We start from the raw sequence: 17897 nt of genomic DNA, 5'->3' as shown, positions 1-17897 counted from the left end.
GAGGATATGAATAAGTTTTCACTTTATGTGCTATTAATTTTGCTCTATTTAGGAATCTCTAAGAGCTTCTCGCCCTCTGAGAAGAAGACAATCTATATTCCGAATGCAAATGCTTTTGCCTCTATTTTTAAAGGCTCCCCTATTTCAGTAATTCTTGAAAAAGAATTCTCTACTGGTGCACTAATTAAAACTTATTATCATCAATATCAAATCATTCACGCCTTTAAAGCACCTCAAAGATATAATATTAGAATCTCAAGAGACTTTCATCTTGAGAATAAGAAAAATATTGGGATGTCTCTTTTTAGAAGATTTGAAAACGGTGAAATCTCAACAGTTCCCCTACCTCCTGGTTCAATCTACATTGGTTCCCCTGCATATGGTACATGGAGAACTTCAGGCTCTGGTCAAAAAGTATGGCGCTTTCATCGAACATACAAAAACTTTCCAATGATCTTTCGCTGGGGAGACTTTACACCAACTTACAGCTTCTATCGAAAAATGATAGCTTTAGAAAAACTTGATACTCCTTTCTACGGACTAAATGATGAGTTTGGAACAGATGGAAAAGTGACTCAAGAAAATTACAAGTTAAAGAAGAATGTCAAAAGAGAAACTGACTTCAAAGATATTTTAAAGAAATATACAAAAATACCTAAATGGGACCTCAAGAATGAATGAGCTTTATGATAAATTAATTATTCGAGTTATATTTGCGCTCCTTATTTGCTTTATTGTTTATATTTATAAGCAAGCGCACCTTATTCTCTATCCTTCAATAAAGCATCAAATTCTTAAGAAATTTGCTCCATCTAAAAATTCAACAGATACTATACATCTCTTTGGTCGAATCATCGGTATTGGAATTATCTATTCGAATATTGTCATTAATGTATCTGATGGAGTTTACTTCGCTCTTGGACAATTATTTCTTGAATCGATTATGGTCATCATTCTCTACCTTGCTTCTCTATATATTTTAGAGAGTATTGTTTTGTACAACTTTGAATACGCAGATGAAGTTTTAAGGCGTAAGAACTATGCTTATGCGATCATTTGTTTTTCTCATTCTATTTCATTAGCTTATATTCTAAAGACTGTTATTAAGGTTTCAAATAGTTCTCTTATTATGACCGTTTTTCTCTGGCTATTTGCCATTGTTCTCATCGGCTTTTGTTCAAAGACATTCCAGATCATATCCAAGCTCTCGTTTAATCGACTCCTAGTTCAAAAAAGCTTGGCGGTTGCAATTTCTTATATGGGCTTTATTTTAGGTCTATGCATTATCATATCTTCAGCATTAGACCATTCATTACAAGATATTAAATGGTATACGATTCAGGTAATCTTAAAAATTCTACTTTCTATTATCATTATTCCAATTATTAGAAAGGGCCTTATTTGGGTCTTCTCAATTCAAGATGACCTTCAGGTTAAGAAAGATGAAACAGAAGAGAAAAAACTGAATGTTGAACTCGGTTATGGTATTTATGAGGGTGCGATTCTCTTCACATCATGCTTCTTAACAACGGTTATCACTGGGAATATCTATTACGGAAATTTTTACCCGCTCTTCTAGCCGCGGCCTCATTCTCTCATCTTTAAGGTTTTTTAACCGAAATGGTTGGTAGAATGAGGAGGATTTCGTGGATTTAAAATACTTTCAAATGCTAGATTTTATCAATACAAGGCTTACTAATATTGAACGTAACCTTGCAAAGGTAGATGAGAAACTAGACTTCTCAGTTGCATTACAAAGAAATCACTTAATTCGTGTCAAAAATGGTGAATTCATTGATGATAATATGATCTTAATGGGACTTCCATATAACGATCTCTCACCTCGTCGCGCACTTGAAATTTATGAAGATAAGGATATGGATTATATTCTTCTTGATATCACTTCTAAAGGTTATGACAAACCAATTGAATTAGAAGGTGCAATTCACATTCCTTACGAAGAATTAGATCACCGCTATGTTGAGATCACAAACAAAACAACACCAATTCTCGTTATTAGTGAAGACGGCCTTAAGTCTATACAAGCTTGTGAAAAGCTAGTTAAGAAAGGATTCTTCAACGTTAATAACATCTCTGGTGGCTATAAGTTTTGGCCAGCAAATCAGGGTTCTGTTGTTTTGAAAGTTGCCTAAATACGTCTAGAAATCGAGAGAAAGATTTAATTGGATACGAGATTCAAGTGTATCTCTTTCCACGTTATTAAGCTTGTCGTGCATATTATCGAGAGTCGATAAAATTCGCTCAAGTTCAACTTCACCAATACGTCTTGAATAATTATTCTCGATTAGCTCTAATACGTCATAAAGTGAAAACTTAAACTTCTCACCATACTCCGTCAGATAAACTCTTTGCTCACGCTTATCAACTTCTGAAGACTTACGAATAATGTAGCCACGTTTTTGTAATTCATTGAGATGGCTTGTCATTGTTTGTTTCTTTAAACCACAAGCTGCACCAATCTCTTTAATTGTTGGGCCTTCATTTTCACATGTATAAATAAGAATCTCGAGGAAACTAGGTCTTAGATCAGTAAAACCCTTATCCTGAAGATAAGATAAAATATGATTACTATAAATGCGATAGATTCTCTTAAGGAGACTACCAATTGCTGAAACGTTTTTCATTTCATACCTCGCTACAGCAATATTGTAGCGAGATCATTTCTCCATAGTCAAATATTAGTACTAAATTTAAATACGTTTTTAGAACGATCTTTCAAAGGCATGGATAAGATCATAAGGTACTGATTTTACAGCAGACATTTGCTGAGCAACTTCTTGCTGAATTTCACCATCTTGCATCATTCCATGGGTTGGTGAGTTAAGATCGGCCGTTTGGACATATTCAAAGTCAAGGCCCATCTGCCACATATCAGTTTTCAATCGATCAAATAATTCAAATTCTTCATTATGACCGAATGAATTGGCCATAACAGAACCCGATAAAATGCTAAGTAATGAGACAACTGTAAATAATTTGATCAACTTCTTTGCCATTTTTGCTCCATATTGCTGCTTTCTTCAATATAGTTGCAGGATTAATGCCAAATCGAAGCTGATCTTAGAAAAACCTTCTCGTATTGGAAATTGAAGTCGCTACACCGATACATATTCCAAAGGTCAATAATGAAGACCCACCATATGACATAAGAGGAAGCGGTAAACCTACAACCGGTAGTAATCCCATAACCATCCCCATATTGATAAAGGTGTGCCAAAAGAAAATACTCATAATTCCAATTATGGTGACGGATTCAAAGATCCTGCTGACATTTACGGAGAGCCAGACAAATCGAAAAAAGAGAAAGAGGTATAAACCAATCAGAAGTATCGCTCCAAAGAAGCCATGTTCTTCATTATAGATTGAGAAAACGAAGTCAGTATGGTTTTCAGGAAGATAATTAAGTGAAGCCTGAGAGGATTTTCTTAAACCTTTACCAAATATTTTTCCTGAACCAATAGCAATTTTTGATTGGATCGCATTGTAACCTGTCCCCTTAGCATCGGCCGTAGGATTTAAGAAAGTTCTAATACGATTTCGCTGGTACTCTTTTAATCCAAATTGATACATCACTCCCCCACTAAGAACTCCAACAAGTCCCAAGATAAGAAGTGTTTTCCATTTGAGTTTTCTAAAGAAAACCATTGTTGCAAATATAAGAAGAACAAGAAGTCCTGTTCCAAGGTCTGGCTCCACAACAATTAGAATTGTCGGAATAATGGCAAGGATTGCAGGTTTAATAAGATCCTTTAATCCAAGTTCAATATCAGGAGCGTAATTTCTAAAATAACGGGCCAAAATAAAGATCACTGAAATCTTCATAAATTCTGAAGGCTGAATTCTAATAGGCCCTATTAATAGCCATCTTCTTGCCCCCATTCCCTTATGACCGAGAACTAGTACTAAGACTAATAAGAGAATATTAAATAAATAGATCGGCCAAGCGAAACGATATAGGTTTTGTGGATTAATAAAGCTAATAACAAAGGCAACAACAATTGAAAGTGCATACCAACCTAATTGAACCTTAAATAAGTTTGCATGAGCTGTACTGGCCGAAGCATGAGTTGCAGAATAGAGGTTTAGAATTCCAAAGAAAAAGATTACAAAACTCAAAAGAAAAAATGAGAAGTCATATCTTTTAAAAAATTCTTTGATATTAGATAAATCCATTATTAATCCTCTTCGCGTCCATTTTCTTCAGACTCTGAAGCTTGTTCTTCTTTCTTTTCTTTCTCTTCTTTTAATCGTTGAGCTTCTTCTCTCTTACGTCTTCTTTCTGCAAAGTATTTCTTCATAATGGCACGATCTTCTTTTGCATAAATTTGATGAAGATCTGGCATATACTTTTTCATATAAGTCGTAAGAACATCTCGAACAATTGGGCCCGCTGCACCTGAACCGGAACATCCGTGTTCAACAACAGCAGCAACTGCAACTCTTGGATTCTCATATGGTGCAAAGGCCACAAATAGACCGTGGTGTCTTTGGTTATATGGCTTTTCACTACACTTAGAAAATAGCTCTGATGTCGTCATTGAAATAACTTGAGAAGTACCAGACTTTCCGGCCATTTTTATACCTGTACCACGTACCCACCAACCTGTTCCTTTTGGGTGATTGGCAACTTCGTATAGGCCTTGTCTGATGTCGACAAAAGTTTGCTCACTAATGTCGGCCGTTTGAATGAGCTCTTCTTTATAACTTTTAATAATGTCACCTTTATTATTAAAAACTTCTCTAACAATTTGCGGTTTAAATACTTTCCCACCATTTGCAATGGCAGCATAAGAGACGGCCAATTGTAGAGGTGTTGCAAGAACATATGATTGACCGATTACACAACTTACGGTTTCACCGTCTTGCCACTTCTCACCAAAACGTTTCTCCTTCCATTCTCTAGTTGGAATAAGGCCAGTTGTTTCGCGAGGTAGAGCAATTCCTGTCTTTTCACCAAGTCCGAACATACGAGCATACTTTGCAAGGATATCAATATCCAGTTCAACAGCGATCTTATAATAGTAAACATCAACAGAGCGACGTAATGACTTATACAGATTTGTAATCCCGTGTCCAGATCGCTTCCAATCATTATAAGTACGACGTCCTAACCTGAAGCGAGGGCCACACATTATTTCATCTTTTGCTTTTATAATTCCCTCTTCGAGAGCAGCAATTCCTGTAAAAGTTTTAAAAGTTGAACCTGGAGCGTAGTGATCCTGAATTGTACGATCTCTTAGAGGACGATCAGGATTATTAATTAGCGAGTTCCAATACTCTGATGTTAATCCTTTAGAAAATTGTCCTGGGTCAAAAGAAGGACGTGATACCATTGTTAAAACTTCACCATTTCTAACGTCTACTGCTACAACCCCACCAACCTTTTCCTCAAGGGCCTTGTAGGCAGTAATTTGCATATCACGATCGATTGTTAATCTTAAATTATTTCCTGGTCTAGCTTTCTTATTTTGAATACCGGCCAAAAGATTACTCGTACCAATTGAGCGACGCATACGTCCTCTGGCATCGACTTCCATAATTTGGTATCCGTCTTCACCACGTAAATAGCGATCAAAACGTTCTTCAATTCCGGCTTGTCCGATAAAGTCACCTAGCTTGTAATCAATATTATCTCTTTTACGATACCTTGGTAATTGGTTTTGAGAGATCTCACCAATATAGCCAAGTAAGTGTGAGCCAACTTCTTTATCTCGATATTCACGTGAAATAAATGTTTCGACCTGCACACCTGGAAGCTTTTCATTTTCAGTTTCGACAATGGCCACTTCTTTATTTGAAATATTCTTTTTAATTCTTACGGGACGGTATCTTGCTTGGCCACGATACTTCTTTAACGTTTTATAAATATCTTTCTCATCCATCTCAAGAATTTTTGAAAGCTTCTTTATAGTCTCTTTCTTATTCGTTAAATATTGAGGAATAATAACGAGGTCAAAACGAGGAACGTTATCAACAAGAAGTTGATTATTACGAGAAAAAATCATCCCCCTTGGTGCTTTGACTGTCTCTTTTCTTAAGCGGTTTTGAATCGAATATTGATACAACAGGTCCCCTTGATATATCTGTAAATACCAAAGGCGAATTAAGATAATCGCAAAAGCTAAAGTAATTAATGTAAATAGAATATCCGCTCGTGTCTTATGGGAGCGAACTACTTCTTCTTCAGCAAACATTAAACATTACTTCCCATAAGGCCTTCACCTTTCGTCTTCCATACCTTATCAAGTAAAGAGAAGAAAACTGGTGCCAATAAAGACAAAATTATACTCTCTGGAATAAAACGCCAAAACTTCTGAACAATATAATCAAAACTATCAAACTTTAAATACAGTAGTGATGAACTGATTAAGAACCAAAGAATTTGAAATATAAATGTTGTCAGCATCGTAATGAAGCTACTTGTAAAATGAAGTAGATCTCTTAAATATGCAATGACGATACAAATAAGAACACCTGCAATAGTCCCATACTCCCAACCTTCAATTGAGAAGAGTGAATGAACTAATTGAAGAGAGAGAATTATAAGAGCTAAGTATGGAGTTTCTAATTTAAACCCAACATAGAGAACAATTAAGATATTAAATGGAATCATGTACTTATTAAGTCCAAATAAAGGAAGAAAGGCACTTGCCAAAACCTCTAAGACAATAAGGATTAATACCGTAATTAATAAACGAATTGGGATATCTGATGACTTAATCATTTGTCATCTCCTTGTTCAGCGTTATTCTCTAGAGCTTGCCACTCCACTCTCTTTCTTTCTTGATCTTTCGTCGTTACAAGAACTGCAACTTCTTCAAGCTTTGAAAAATCAACCGCAGGAGTTACTTCAAGGTGCTGAGTAATCCCATAACTTTCACGTTCAATTTTTGTAATTCTTCCAACAGGAATACCTTTTGGATAAATATTTCCAAGACCAGAAGTAATAACAAGATCATTTAGGCGAACAGGATCAGTACGAACGACATACTTCATCACTGTTCTCCAGCCAGAATAACCTTCAAGTATTCCATAAGACCTTGTGCGATTTACAATAACATCAACGCGATTACTTGGATCAAGGATCGTTAAAATATCAGCGAAATGATCTGTTAGACGGTATACATAACCAACAACACCTTCAGAGGTAACAACTGTTGACTGAAGTTTAATACCATCTTCAACACCTTTATTAATACGAATTACACGAAAGTCACTCGACGAGTCCCAGGCCACAACCTGAGCAGAGATCATTTCATGTTTTATCTTTTCTCCAAAATTTAAGATATCTCTTAAACGTCGATTTTCTTGCTCTAATTGCTTTAGTGCAAAAACCTCTTGCTTCAAGGCACCGATTTTTTCTTTCAGTGCAACATTTTCTTTCGACGCATTAACATTGAGCATATAATCTTCAAAAAAAGACGCGACATTTCCATATGCGTTGGAAATCCCTCTTTGAAGAGGTGCTAGTGTATCCATCATTACATTCTCGAAAATAGAGGCTTCTTTATAAGGGGCCTTACGTTTTGACACGCCGTAAAATGCAAGTGATAAGACAACGAGATTAATGATTAATTTGGTTCGAGATCCTTCCGATGCGATCAGCTTCATTCTAATCCTAAGTTGCTAATTTTTTTTATATTAAAATCGTACACAGGATTATTTAAACTGCCAATAATCTTTACGACCCACCTTATTTAAGTGATAATATCGGAAATCAAAAATTACATGGAGTGGTATAATGTCATCTAGTTTTCAGAAAAAATCATCGCAGATATTCCTGACTCTTTTTATCGGGATTATTGTAATTTCATTTATGGTTTCAGGACCAATGTTTAATACTGGTACACCTGATTCAATAGGAAGTGTTGCAGGTCATGATATAAAAGTTCGTGAATTCAATGCTGAAGTTCAAAGACAATCTGAGTTCTACGCAAATATTCTAAATGGTGGACAACCATTAACATCACAACAAATGTCTCAATATAAAGTTTATGACAATGCTATTAGAAACCTTGTTTTTCAAAAGTTAAGAATTGTTGTTGCTGATGATCTAGGAATTGTTGTTTCAAATGAAGAAGTTATCAACGATATTCAAAACCAGCCATATTTCCAAACAAATAAGCAATTTGATATCACAAAGTATAAAGCACTACTTTCATACAATAAATTCACTCCTGAAGATTATGAGAATGAAACGAAAGATCGTGTGGCCCTAAGAAGACTACAAAATATCGTTCAACACGTTCCTCTATCAAAAGGACTAGAAAACGAATTAAATGAATTATACCAAGACCAAAGAAATGCAAAAATTATTTCTTTAAAGCATAGTGAAGTTAGAAAGCTTGTTAATGTTTCAGATAAAGAGATTACTAAGTTTTTAAGCAATGAAGAAAATAAGTCAAAAGTTGAAGCTCTTTTCAATGAAAAGAAGCCTGTTCTTTCAACACCTGAACAAGTAAGAACAAGACACATCCTTATTACTGTTGATGAAGGTAATGAAGAAGAAGCTCTTAAGCAGGCAAAGAAGATTAGAAAGGAAGTTAATCCTAAAAACTTCGTTCGTCTTGCTAAGAAATATACTCAAGAACCACAAGGTAAAGAAAATGGTGGTGATCTTAATTGGGTAAAGCGCGGTCAAATGGTACCAGAATTTGAAAAAGCAGCCTTTGCTTTAAAAGAGGGTGAAATCTCTGAGCCAGTTAAAACATCATATGGTTATCATATTATCTATGCTCAAGATCGCAAAGATGCAGTCGTTGCTAAACTTGAAAATCATGAAAGAAGTCTTGCAAAAGAAATCTTACAAAAAGAAATCGATATAAAAGACATGGTGGCCAAGGCAACTAATGAGATTAAAAATGCAGCTGGAAGCGGTAAAGCTCTTAGTCGTTTAAAGAAAAAGTACAACTTAACTATTAAAGATCAAAATATTAATAAGCTTGAAGGTGCCGGTCCAACAGGTGCATTAGATGAGAAGCAAACAGCTGAGATCTTTTCAAAAGATAGCGGATTATTCACTTTTGATGAAGCAACACAAACAACAATTGTTGCGACAAAGCCAGCTGATGAAAAAGATGTAAAATCTTATAATATTGAAGGTCTTACAAATATTAGTTCTCAACAAATGATAAAAAATCTGCTAGATAACTTAAGCAAAGAATATACTTTTAAACAAAATAAATACGCTCAATTACCACAGTAATTTAGAATTTTTGGAGAAGCGAGATGGCCGACAAAAGCGCAAAATTTGATCAGAATGTAGATGGCAAATTCTATGTTGATGACCAATGCATCGCCTGTGATGCTTGCGTGATGGAGGCTCCTCGCTTCTTTGAAATGAATGATGATGAAGGACACGCCTTCGTAAAACTCCAGCCAACAAACGATGCTGAATTAGAAGAATGTATCTCTGCCCTTGAAGCATGCCCAGTTGAGGCCATTGGAGATGATGGTTAAACCTCATTTTCTTTGCAATTTCAAACCCTTAGCTCTCTTCTAACTAGTTAAAATCACATTAAATTTATCTAAAGCTTCTGCCTCAAATAACCGAGTAGTATAATATGGTTATGAGGAAAACTCTTACGCTATTCACACTCTTGTCTCTGACAACGGCCCTTGCAAATGACAATGGAGAGGCCCAGTATCTACAAGTTATCAGTAGTAAAAATCCTCTTTTTAAAAGTGCTATGCAAGTTGAAGGCGTTCGAGAAATGTATTCAGAGTGTTATCAAATTGATGCGCAAAATGGAAAGCTTGAAGATGGCGACAATAAATTAAGTAATTGTTTATGGGATCGCATCAAAGCGGATGAAGGTATTAAAGAAAAAGTCATGAAGCTTGTTAATGAGCAAAGTGGCGAGGAAGGTACTGGACGCTATCGTACGACCATGGAAACGACAAAGAAACAGTCGGCAGGATTAAAAGGCCTAAAGGAATTTTTCCAAAAACGCCTTGAAGAGGCCCTTTACGGTGAGTATCAAAGTGATAAAGGCCGATTTGAAAAAATCGCCGATCAAAGAACCTTCTTTGAACTCTATAAAACTCAACTTGGTAAAAATATTATTGCTTCAATGACATCATATTGTATTGAGACTGGGCCATACGCTACAGAAATACATCAAACAGGAATACCAGCATATCCTCTTATTCATTTTAGTGATGAAAAAGCGAGTGGTGATAAGAACAAAAATATCGCTAGTCTTAATAAGCAAGACATCGAAAAAGGTGCATATTCAAATTGGGAACGATGTATTCAAAACCTACCTGTAATTTGTGCTATTGGCTCGAGTGCTAATAAAGACGAAGTTACCTATAAGAAATATGATGTTTCAACAAAGAAACAAAAAGATTCAAAGAAGTATTCAGATATTCTTGGCTCATGTGAAGACCGCATGAAGAAGGGAAAAGACCCTACAGCAGATGAAACTGAAACATGTGAGAAAATTGTCGATAACTCTAATATGAGGGCCTGCCAGGTTGTTCAATATATTGAACTAGCTAAGCAAAGTCTTCTTAAAACAGATGATATCGTAGCCAAACTCGATAAGAAGTCCGGAATGGCCGGAATTCAAAATGTTGAATTCTATGACTCAACTAAGAATCAAGACGAGAGTATCAATGCTCTAACGACGATTTCTTCAGGTGAGGCCCTTGAGGCCTTATCAGAAGGTCACAAGCAAGATGTTGCAAAAATGGAAGAGTGCTATAAAGACGGAGCAATTGTAGATGCTGAAGCTTGTAGTCAATACTTAGCAACAGATAAAGAAGAACAATACGCACTTCTAGGTGAGCTAAAAGTCCAACAAGAAGCGACTCTTGAAAAGTTAAAAAATAGTGAAAACGATCCAGAAGAGATCGCAAAGATCCTAATTGAAGAAGGTTATACAGAAACGCAGGCCCAAGAACTTGCAACAATTCAAGGTGTAAAAGAACAAGTTGAGAGTCGTTATCAAGCAAAGAAAGATGCCATCCTTGCTTCTTTAAGAGAAGAGATTGAAGCCCATACAACAACAGGTGATGAGTTTGATGCTAATAATGCCCAGGATGTTGAAAAGATCGCAAAGATTGCTAAAGAAATTGAATCACGACCAGAGAACTTTTCAAAACTAGTTCACTATAACAATATCATTTCATCATTTCTTGAGGTTTCTAGTACTGGTGAAGATGGTGAAGAAGTTAAAAACCGAAACACCGCTTCCCTATCAGCTGAAATGAAAAATTCATTTCTATCTGAAGAAAATAAGCAGAAATATGAAGAGATGAACGTAAATTTAGCAACACTTGGCTATTCAGAGGATCAGCTTGGGGAGAGATTTGCTCAGGCAGGAATTGATTACTCTGAAGCTCCTAATGACGATACAACTGTAGAGTTGGAAGATATCAATAAACTGATCTTTAGTTTATTTGATGGGGCCGAGAATATTCAAGAGAAATAAGAGATAGTTTTTTTGTGGGGTAATGGCTTATTTTCACGAAGTGAAAATGTTGATTTTTTCTTTGCGGGGGTTTTGGCTAACTTTAGCTTCGCTAAAGTGTCGCTTTTTATTTGTGGGGGATTTGGCTTATTTTAGCTACGCTAAAATGTCGCTTTTTCTTTGCGTTTTCTTTCCCATTGCTCCAGAGGCAACAAAGCCGGGCTTGAACCCGGCTTGTTGAATTAGTTTAATTTCTTTTGCATGGGGAGCTGGCATAGCGTCCAATAGTTTGCCTTTGGGCAAACAATGACGCTATTCCTCATCCATAATAGCTTTAACAGATGACTTTGTTTCGAAGGCGATGTCTTGATCATCTTCTGCATCAATATCATCAACTTCATCAAAGCTTTCATCTGCTTCAATATCCATCTCACGAAGAACATCAACGAAAGACTTATCATCAGCAAGATCTTTTAAAACCTCGTCGATAACTTTTACTGGATATTTAGAAGTGATCTCACGAACAAACTTCTGTAGCATTCCTTCTTCAAGGATTGTTATTTTGTTTTTAATTTCTTTCCAATAACCAATATAGTGAAGACGACAGTATCCGGCCGTTGTAGCTGGATTATCACATCCTTTAGCTAGACAATCATCAGTATCACCTAGGAAATAATCTAAATTATCGGCCATATCAAATACTTGTTCGATACGGTCTTCTTCAGCTTCTTTCTTTTCTTCAGCTTTTGTTTTCTTCTTGGCCTTTGGTGCAGGCTTCTTCTCTTCAACGACTTCCTCAACTACCTCTTCTTCAGTAAATAGTTCCGGCTGCTCTTCAACTGCCTCAACTACTTCTTCCTTCTTTGCTTTAGCTTTTGAAGTTTTCTTCTTAGGTGTCGCTTCAGCCTTTTTTGCTACTTTATTTTCTGCCTTCTTCTTAACTGAAGAAGCGGCTTTTTTAGCTGTCTTCTTCTTTGTTGAAGAAGTTGCTGCTTTTTTAGCCACTTTTTTCGCAGTCTTTTTCTTCGTAGTTTTCTTTGCTACTTTTTTAGCCGCTTTTTTCGCAGTCTTTTTCTTCGTAGTTTTCTTTGCTACTTTTTTAGCCGCTTTTTTTGCAGTCTTTTTCTTCGTAGTTTTCTTTGCTACTTTTTTAGCCGCTTTTTTTGCAGTCTTTTTCTTCGTAGTTTTCTTTGCTACTTTCTTAGCCGCTTTTTTTGCAGTCTTTTTCTTCGTAGTTTTCTTTGCTACTTTTTTAGCCGCTTTTTTTGCAGTCTTTTTCTTCGTAGTTTTCTTTGCTACTTTCTTAGCCGCTTTTTTCGCAGTTTTCTTCTTAGTAGTTTTCTTTTTGGCCATGCCTACTTTCTCCAAGATTTTCTTTAACATAACAAGTTAAAACCGTATCACTTCTCTTTCAATAGAACAACGCCTACTTTAAGCTCTTAAGCTCGTTAGCGGCAATTACGACTCTTTGAATTTCTGAAGTCCCTTCATAAATTTCAGTAATCTTAGCATCACGGAAGAACCTCTCAACCGGATACTCTTTAGTATATCCATTACCACCACAAACCTGAATAGCTTGAGTCGTAATCCACATTGCAGCTTCAGCAGCAAAAAGCTTGGCCTGAGCAGATTGTAATGAGTACTCTTCACCATTATCTTTTCTACGAGATGCTTCCCAAATAAGAAGACGTGATGCTGCAAGTTTTGTACTCATATCAGCTAACTTAAACTGGATTGCTTGAATTGCATGAAGTGGCTTACCAAACTGAACTCTTTCATTTGAGTAATGCTTAGCATAACGGAATGCAGCTTCACCAATACCAAGTGCCTGAGCAGCAATACCGATACGTCCACCATCTAGTGTATTCATCGCAATTTTGAAACCTTTCTCATACTCACCTAAAAGATTCTCTTTTGGCACTTTTACTTTATCGAATGCGATTTGAGCTGTTGATGATCCTTTGATCCCTAGCTTATCTTCACATTTCATTACTTCAAAACCTTCAGAGTCACATTCAACGATGAATGCCGAGATTCCTTTGTAATTATCTGTTTTTGATGTCTTAGCGAAAACAACTGCGATATTAGCTTCTTTACCATTTGTAATGAAGTTCTTTGTTCCACTAATCTCAAAGTAGTCACCTTTATCTTCAGCAAATGTTGTCAGAGAACCTGCGTCTGTACCTGCATTTGGCTCAGACAGACAGAAACAACCAATATGCTCACCAGAAGCTAGCTTAGGAAGATACTTCTTCTTTTGCTCTTCATTACCAAAGTTTAGAATTGGGTAAACACATAGTGAAGTGTGTGCCGAGATTAAAACCCCTGTTGAAGCACAAGCACGAGAAATTTCTTCTACGATGATTGAGTAAGATACATAATCCATTCCTGCTCCACCATATTCTTCTGGAACATATGAACCTAGGAATCCATTCTCACCGAGCTTACCAACGAGATCACTTGGAATCTTTTCATTTTTATCAATTGAAGCCGCTAGAGGAGCTACTTCGCTATCAGCAAATTTAGAAACAAGGTCTCTAAGTTCTTGGTAGTCACTTAACATCATTATTATTCTCCCTTAAATTCTGGTTTTCTTTTTTCAACAAAGGCCTTTGTTCCTTCTTTCATATCATAAGAAGAGAAGATATCGCCAAAGTGGCCAGCTTCAATATCTAGACCTTGTTCATTAGTCAGGTCATTTCCTTCGTTCATAATTTGTTTTGATATGGCCACTGCATTTGGTGAGTTTTTAGAAATTGCTTCCAATGTCTTCATCGCCTCACTAATCATTTCATCTTGTGAATCAAAAGAACGAACAACTAACCCGATTTCTTTTGCTTCATTAATATCAACATTACGGCCACTATAAATAATTTCTTTAGCGCGATTGCGTCCAATTAACTTTGCTAATCTCTGTGTACCACCAAAGCCTGGAACAAGACCAAGTTTTACTTCAGGCTGCCCAAAAACTGCTGTCTTCGTTGCATAAATAAAGTCACATGCCATGGCCATTTCACAACCACCGCCAAGTGCAAAACCATTTACACAAGCGATTACTGGAATATTTAAACTTTCAAAAAGTAGCGTTACATCTTGCCCAAGAGTTGAGAAGTCATGCCCTTCATCAACTGTCATATCACTCATTTCAGCAATATCTGCACCAGCAATAAAAGCTTTGTCACCAGCTCCAGTAAAGATCATCCCTTTAAGCTCATGACCTTCACTTAGTGAAGATAAAAAATCTTTTAACTCGTGAAGTACTTGTGAGTTAAGTGCATTATATTTCTTTTCACGATTTACTTTTAAAATCCCGATTTCACCGAGCTTTTCAAAAGCAATTGTTTCAAAATTAGTATTCATAAACACCCTTCCCTACTTTGCGACCAAAGCGACCAGCTGTTACATACTTCTTAAGAAGTGGGCATGGACGATACTTTGTATCACCTAGGCCATCATGTAGAACTTCCATAATAGCTAAACATGTATCAAGTCCAATAAAGTCAGCAAGCTCTAGTGGTCCCATTGGCTGGTTACATCCAAGCTTCATAGCATCGTCGATCCCTTTAGCCTCAGCAACTCCTTCGTATAGAGTGTAGAAAGCTTCATTGATCATTGGCATAAGGATTCTATTAACAGCAAAGCCTGCTACATCATCTGCACGTACAACTGTTTTACCCATTTTTGTTGCTGCTTCTTCAACAGCATTAATTGTTTCAACACTTGTTTCAAGCCCAGTGATTGTTTCAACTAACTTCATTACAGGTACTGGATTCATAAAGTGCATTCCAGCAACCTTTTCTGGACGTGAAGTAGCTGCAGCAATTTCAGTAATTGAAATTGAAGATGTATTTGAAGCTAAGATTGCTTCAGGTTTTGCAATCTCATCTAATTGCTTAAAGATTTTGAATTTTATCTCTTTATTTTCAGTAGCTGCTTCAATGAAAAGGTCACAATCTTTAAGATCATTCATTTCTGAAGTTGCACTTAAGTTAGCTAGCGTTGAATCAACAAATGATTGTTCCCACTTACCTTTTGAAACACCTTTTTCTAATTGCTTTTTTATAAAGCTCTGTCCGAACTCAAGGCCTTCAGCTGAGATATCATACATAAAAACTTTATAGTCATTCATAGCGGCAACTTGAGCGATTCCTCGACCCATCTGCCCAGCTCCTATAACGGCAATTTGTTTAATCATTGTGTCTCCTTTGTATTGGCATTCAAAGTACCTAAATTATAAAGGATCGTCCATTAAATTACTATTTCACTCAGATATATCAAATACTTAGACGCTATGAATCATTTGATAATAAAAAGGAGCTAGGTCCATAAATCCTATTGTAGAGATGTGTAATATTCACTTTTCTCTTGCAAAAATGCATTGTGCGGATTATAAAAAGTGACTTATTAATTAGATGTTGAACAAGTTAAACGTAGGAGTCCATTGTGGCAAACCACAAATCTTCAAAGAAAAGAGCTAGACAAGCAATTGTTAGAAACGAAAGAAATACTTCAAAAAGAACTGCTGTAAAAACAGCTGTTAAGAACGTAAGAAATGCTATTGAAGCAGGTAAGAAAGAAGAAGCATCAACTCTTCTAGTTACAGCTCAAAAGCTACTTGGTCGTCTAGCAAAGCACGGTGTTATTAAAACTAACACAGCTGGAAGAAAAACTTCTAGACTAGCAAACCAAATCAACAAGCTTTAATCTTTAATTAGATAGTTTGATATATAAAAAGCGGAGAGCAATCTCCGCTTTTTGTGTTTGTAGCTATATCTTTTAAAATACTAACTTCTTAATTTTTTCTTATAATTTTAGAGACAGAGGTATTCTCTACGGATTTGATCTCTAAGCCAAAGGTCTTTAGACTTGGCCAGCACTTCAAAATTAATCATCTTCTGCTGAATATCGATTAACTCTTCAAAATTCCACTTTTTAGATGCTAATTGAATTCCCCTATCATACTTACTAAGGGATTTTTTAGTGGCCAAATAACTAGGGTCAATAATTTTTGATATATGGCCCTGAAATGAACGGAAGAAATCCATATATAAACTAAAATCATCTTCCACTAATAATAAGTTGAGGTAGAACCTTTTTAAGTTTTGCTGATTAAAAAGATCTGTCTGATCAAAGAAATCTAACTTTCTAACCTTTATAAGCTCTCTGGCTTTTTCAAGAGAGATATTCCCATTTGCATCCACATGGTGAGAAAGAATATGACATGAATTGAAATAATCACCAACATTATCCTGGACTGACTTTTCAATAAAGTTCTTCACTTGAGGATTCATTTGAAAACCAAAGTACTTAGCAAAAATATCTAAGTATTGGCCAAAATGCCATGGCTTTGGTGCAGCGATGGCCAAAGCATTCATATCTTTAGGAAAAGCTTTAGGCAGGCGCCCTTTCGTTATGAAGATAATTGAGTCTTCAATTAAGTGACGATTATTATTAAATGCTTCAAAAGCATTAGCTTTAATATCCTGAGCATCAATAACAACATAAGGGCCATTAGTCCCAAATAGACCGCCTCCAGCAAGAAGCTCTTGCTCTACAAAGTCGATATTAAACTCATTAGGCCACATCTTCTTTGTCTCACCTTTTAATTTGTCACAAACGATTTTTGAAATAAATTCATCTGGGACAGCTAAATGGTATAGGCCATTTAATTCACTAAGAACTTTTGAAACTTGATCAACGTTATTAATATCAAAGCTTTGCTTTTTAGAAGGCATAAAGAAGAACCTCTCTAAAGTCATCACCGAAATCACTTGCTCCATCAGCTAGGGACTTCTTAAAAGTACCTCGATTCTTTACACTTCTAAGAGGAGCAGCACTGTCAATTCCACCTACTGTATTTTCAATAATATAAGAATCACTTATATTAAAAGTCTTTGAAAAGATACTACGAGGAAATTGAGAGTGGTCAATTTTATAAAATGATTCATAGAACTGAATTTCATCATTATTTGGCTTCTTAAAGACTGTCACTTGTATCTGAAATTGATAACTTCCAGATGTAGCTAGATAGAAGGCATTTCTATTTCCACCCAATTGATTCTTCTGCTCATCATTCATTAAGGTGTCACCAGTTTCAGTAACTTCTTTCCCCGCTTTTTTTCGACTAGTGATCTCTGCAAGTAAAATTGCATCACTGTCATAATTCTTTCCTGTTCTAACCCTTAAAGAACTAAAAGAAGAAAGAGTTTCAACAATTTCATCAGTATATATTTGAGAAAGACCTGATATTCCAGTGTGATTTTTTACAACAAAAATTGTAATACTATTAACTCCTTGGGCCTCAAATGGGTTATTTGACTCACTGAAACGATACCCTGCACAAGAAGAAAGTAAAATTAAACAAGTTAATACGAAAAACCTCATATTAATAATATGCCTATGATTCAATCAATCGTCTATTACTTTGACTGGTAAGACCTCTTTAATATATGATGCATC

General features: G+C 35.9%; 19 protein-coding genes. 7 read left to right on the top strand and 12 right to left on the bottom strand.

Translation table 11 applies throughout. The features are described 5' to 3' along the window. Positions 1–6 precede the first annotated feature (6 nt). From VCM44_RS11375 to VCM44_RS11365, 3 genes are all read left to right on the top strand, one after another. The gene (locus VCM44_RS11375; protein WP_334678832.1) at positions 7–681 is read left to right on the top strand and encodes a hypothetical protein; all 675 of its coding nucleotides are present in this window, start codon (positions 7–9) and stop codon (positions 679–681) included. Continuing rightward, complete coding sequence (locus tag VCM44_RS11370; protein ID WP_115361774.1) at positions 674–1579, top strand: DUF350 domain-containing protein; 906 nt, start codon at positions 674–676, stop codon at positions 1577–1579. The genes VCM44_RS11375 and VCM44_RS11370 overlap by 8 nt, the downstream gene beginning before the upstream one ends. Before the next feature lie 67 nt (positions 1580–1646). Further along, positions 1647–2153, top strand: a complete 507-nt coding sequence (locus VCM44_RS11365; RefSeq protein ID WP_115361776.1) for a rhodanese-like domain-containing protein — start codon at positions 1647–1649, stop codon at positions 2151–2153. A 6-nt stretch (positions 2154–2159) separates the two neighbouring features. Here VCM44_RS11365 and VCM44_RS11360 read toward each other — a convergent pair whose 3' ends face one another. The 6 genes from VCM44_RS11360 to mreC form a co-directional block, all read right to left on the bottom strand. Continuing rightward, complete coding sequence (locus tag VCM44_RS11360) at positions 2160–2645, bottom strand: MarR family winged helix-turn-helix transcriptional regulator (protein WP_115361778.1); 486 nt, start codon at positions 2643–2645, stop codon at positions 2160–2162. A gap of 78 nt (positions 2646–2723) precedes the next feature. Further along, on the bottom strand, positions 2724–3017 hold the full coding sequence (locus VCM44_RS11355; protein ID WP_115361780.1) for a hypothetical protein: 294 nt from the start codon (positions 3015–3017) through the stop codon (positions 2724–2726). Between the two features lie 64 nt (positions 3018–3081). Beyond that, a complete protein-coding gene (gene rodA / locus VCM44_RS11350; RefSeq protein WP_115361782.1) occupies positions 3082–4194 on the bottom strand; it encodes a rod shape-determining protein RodA in 1113 nt (370 codons plus the stop codon). Positions 4195–4196: 2 nt separating this feature from the next. Then, positions 4197–6215 carry a penicillin-binding protein 2 gene (mrdA, locus tag VCM44_RS11345; protein ID WP_334678831.1) on the bottom strand — a complete coding sequence of 673 codons (2019 nt, stop codon included), beginning with the start codon at positions 6213–6215 and terminating at the stop codon, positions 4197–4199. Further along, complete coding sequence (locus VCM44_RS11340) at positions 6215–6745, bottom strand: hypothetical protein (protein WP_115361785.1); 531 nt, start codon at positions 6743–6745, stop codon at positions 6215–6217. The genes mrdA and VCM44_RS11340 overlap by 1 nt, the downstream gene beginning before the upstream one ends. Next, complete coding sequence (mreC, locus tag VCM44_RS11335; protein ID WP_115361788.1) at positions 6742–7632, bottom strand: rod shape-determining protein MreC; 891 nt, start codon at positions 7630–7632, stop codon at positions 6742–6744. The genes VCM44_RS11340 and mreC overlap by 4 nt, the downstream gene beginning before the upstream one ends. A gap of 130 nt (positions 7633–7762) precedes the next feature. On the opposite strand from mreC, the gene VCM44_RS11330 reads away from it, so the two are divergent. The 3 genes from VCM44_RS11330 (at position 7763) to VCM44_RS11320 (ending at position 11459) form a co-directional block, all read left to right on the top strand. Next, on the top strand, positions 7763–9226 hold the full coding sequence (locus tag VCM44_RS11330; RefSeq protein WP_334678830.1) for a peptidylprolyl isomerase: 1464 nt from the start codon (positions 7763–7765) through the stop codon (positions 9224–9226). 23 nt (positions 9227–9249) lie between these two features. Further along, complete coding sequence (locus tag VCM44_RS11325; RefSeq protein ID WP_115361792.1) at positions 9250–9480, top strand: ferredoxin; 231 nt, start codon at positions 9250–9252, stop codon at positions 9478–9480. 110 nt (positions 9481–9590) lie between these two features. Further along, complete coding sequence (locus tag VCM44_RS11320) at positions 9591–11459, top strand: hypothetical protein (RefSeq protein ID WP_334678829.1); 1869 nt, start codon at positions 9591–9593, stop codon at positions 11457–11459. A 291-nt stretch (positions 11460–11750) separates the two neighbouring features. Here the strand turns inward: VCM44_RS11320 and VCM44_RS11315 are convergent, their stop codons facing one another. The 4 genes from VCM44_RS11315 to VCM44_RS11300 form a co-directional block, all read right to left on the bottom strand. After that, positions 11751–12791 (bottom strand): hypothetical protein, encoded by a 1041-nt coding sequence (locus VCM44_RS11315; protein WP_334678828.1) that lies wholly within the window; start codon positions 12789–12791, stop codon positions 11751–11753. A gap of 73 nt (positions 12792–12864) precedes the next feature. Continuing rightward, positions 12865–14004, bottom strand: a complete 1140-nt coding sequence (locus tag VCM44_RS11310) for an acyl-CoA dehydrogenase (protein ID WP_115361795.1) — start codon at positions 14002–14004, stop codon at positions 12865–12867. A 2-nt stretch (positions 14005–14006) separates the two neighbouring features. Next, entirely contained in the window at positions 14007–14798 is a 792-nt protein-coding gene (locus VCM44_RS11305) for an enoyl-CoA hydratase/isomerase family protein (protein ID WP_334678827.1), read from the bottom strand. After that, the gene (locus tag VCM44_RS11300) at positions 14788–15633 is read right to left on the bottom strand and encodes a 3-hydroxybutyryl-CoA dehydrogenase (RefSeq protein WP_334678826.1); all 846 of its coding nucleotides are present in this window, start codon (positions 15631–15633) and stop codon (positions 14788–14790) included. Before VCM44_RS11300 ends, VCM44_RS11305 begins: the two co-directional genes overlap by 11 nt. A 248-nt stretch (positions 15634–15881) precedes the next feature. On the opposite strand from VCM44_RS11300, the gene rpsT reads away from it, so the two are divergent. Next, on the top strand, positions 15882–16142 hold the full coding sequence (gene rpsT / locus VCM44_RS11295) for a 30S ribosomal protein S20 (RefSeq protein ID WP_115361801.1): 261 nt from the start codon (positions 15882–15884) through the stop codon (positions 16140–16142). A 107-nt stretch (positions 16143–16249) separates the two neighbouring features. Here rpsT and VCM44_RS11290 read toward each other — a convergent pair whose 3' ends face one another. Together VCM44_RS11290 and VCM44_RS11285 are read right to left on the bottom strand one after the other, a co-directional pair. Further along, positions 16250–17200 carry a hypothetical protein gene (locus VCM44_RS11290; RefSeq protein ID WP_334678825.1) on the bottom strand — a complete coding sequence of 317 codons (951 nt, stop codon included), beginning with the start codon at positions 17198–17200 and terminating at the stop codon, positions 16250–16252. Next, positions 17163–17822 (bottom strand): hypothetical protein, encoded by a 660-nt coding sequence (locus tag VCM44_RS11285; protein ID WP_120404183.1) that lies wholly within the window; start codon positions 17820–17822, stop codon positions 17163–17165. The genes VCM44_RS11290 and VCM44_RS11285 overlap by 38 nt, the downstream gene beginning before the upstream one ends. Between the last annotated feature and the right edge of the window lie 75 nt (positions 17823–17897).

The organism is Halobacteriovorax sp. DPLXC-1 (genome assembly GCF_036903125.1).
Classification (GTDB): domain Bacteria; phylum Bdellovibrionota; class Bacteriovoracia; order Bacteriovoracales; family Bacteriovoracaceae; genus Halobacteriovorax_A; species Halobacteriovorax_A vibrionivorans.
The sequence above is the reverse complement of the archived record's forward strand: the minus strand, read 5'-3'. Positions and strand labels throughout refer to the sequence as shown.

Coding starts and splice junctions, on each gene's coding strand:
- mrdA (WP_334678831.1), bottom strand. CDS start 6,215: ATGTTTGCTGAAGAAGAAGTAGTTCGCTCCCATAAGACACGAGCGGAT.
- VCM44_RS11370 (WP_115361774.1), top strand. CDS start 674: ATGAATGAGCTTTATGATAAATTAATTATTCGAGTTATATTTGCGCTC.
- VCM44_RS11325 (WP_115361792.1), top strand. CDS start 9,250: ATGGCCGACAAAAGCGCAAAATTTGATCAGAATGTAGATGGCAAATTC.
- VCM44_RS11355 (WP_115361780.1), bottom strand. CDS start 3,017: ATGGCAAAGAAGTTGATCAAATTATTTACAGTTGTCTCATTACTTAGC.
- VCM44_RS11305 (WP_334678827.1), bottom strand. CDS start 14,798: ATGAATACTAATTTTGAAACAATTGCTTTTGAAAAGCTCGGTGAAATC.
- VCM44_RS11300 (WP_334678826.1), bottom strand. CDS start 15,633: ATGATTAAACAAATTGCCGTTATAGGAGCTGGGCAGATGGGTCGAGGA.
- VCM44_RS11315 (WP_334678828.1), bottom strand. CDS start 12,791: ATGGCCAAAAAGAAAACTACTAAGAAGAAAACTGCGAAAAAAGCGGCT.
- VCM44_RS11285 (WP_120404183.1), bottom strand. CDS start 17,822: ATGAGGTTTTTCGTATTAACTTGTTTAATTTTACTTTCTTCTTGTGCA.
- VCM44_RS11320 (WP_334678829.1), top strand. CDS start 9,591: ATGAGGAAAACTCTTACGCTATTCACACTCTTGTCTCTGACAACGGCC.
- VCM44_RS11310 (WP_115361795.1), bottom strand. CDS start 14,004: ATGATGTTAAGTGACTACCAAGAACTTAGAGACCTTGTTTCTAAATTT.
- VCM44_RS11360 (WP_115361778.1), bottom strand. CDS start 2,645: ATGAAAAACGTTTCAGCAATTGGTAGTCTCCTTAAGAGAATCTATCGC.
- VCM44_RS11330 (WP_334678830.1), top strand. CDS start 7,763: ATGTCATCTAGTTTTCAGAAAAAATCATCGCAGATATTCCTGACTCTT.
- mreC (WP_115361788.1), bottom strand. CDS start 7,632: ATGAAGCTGATCGCATCGGAAGGATCTCGAACCAAATTAATCATTAAT.
- VCM44_RS11340 (WP_115361785.1), bottom strand. CDS start 6,745: ATGATTAAGTCATCAGATATCCCAATTCGTTTATTAATTACGGTATTA.
- rodA (WP_115361782.1), bottom strand. CDS start 4,194: ATGGATTTATCTAATATCAAAGAATTTTTTAAAAGATATGACTTCTCA.
- VCM44_RS11375 (WP_334678832.1), top strand. CDS start 7: ATGAATAAGTTTTCACTTTATGTGCTATTAATTTTGCTCTATTTAGGA.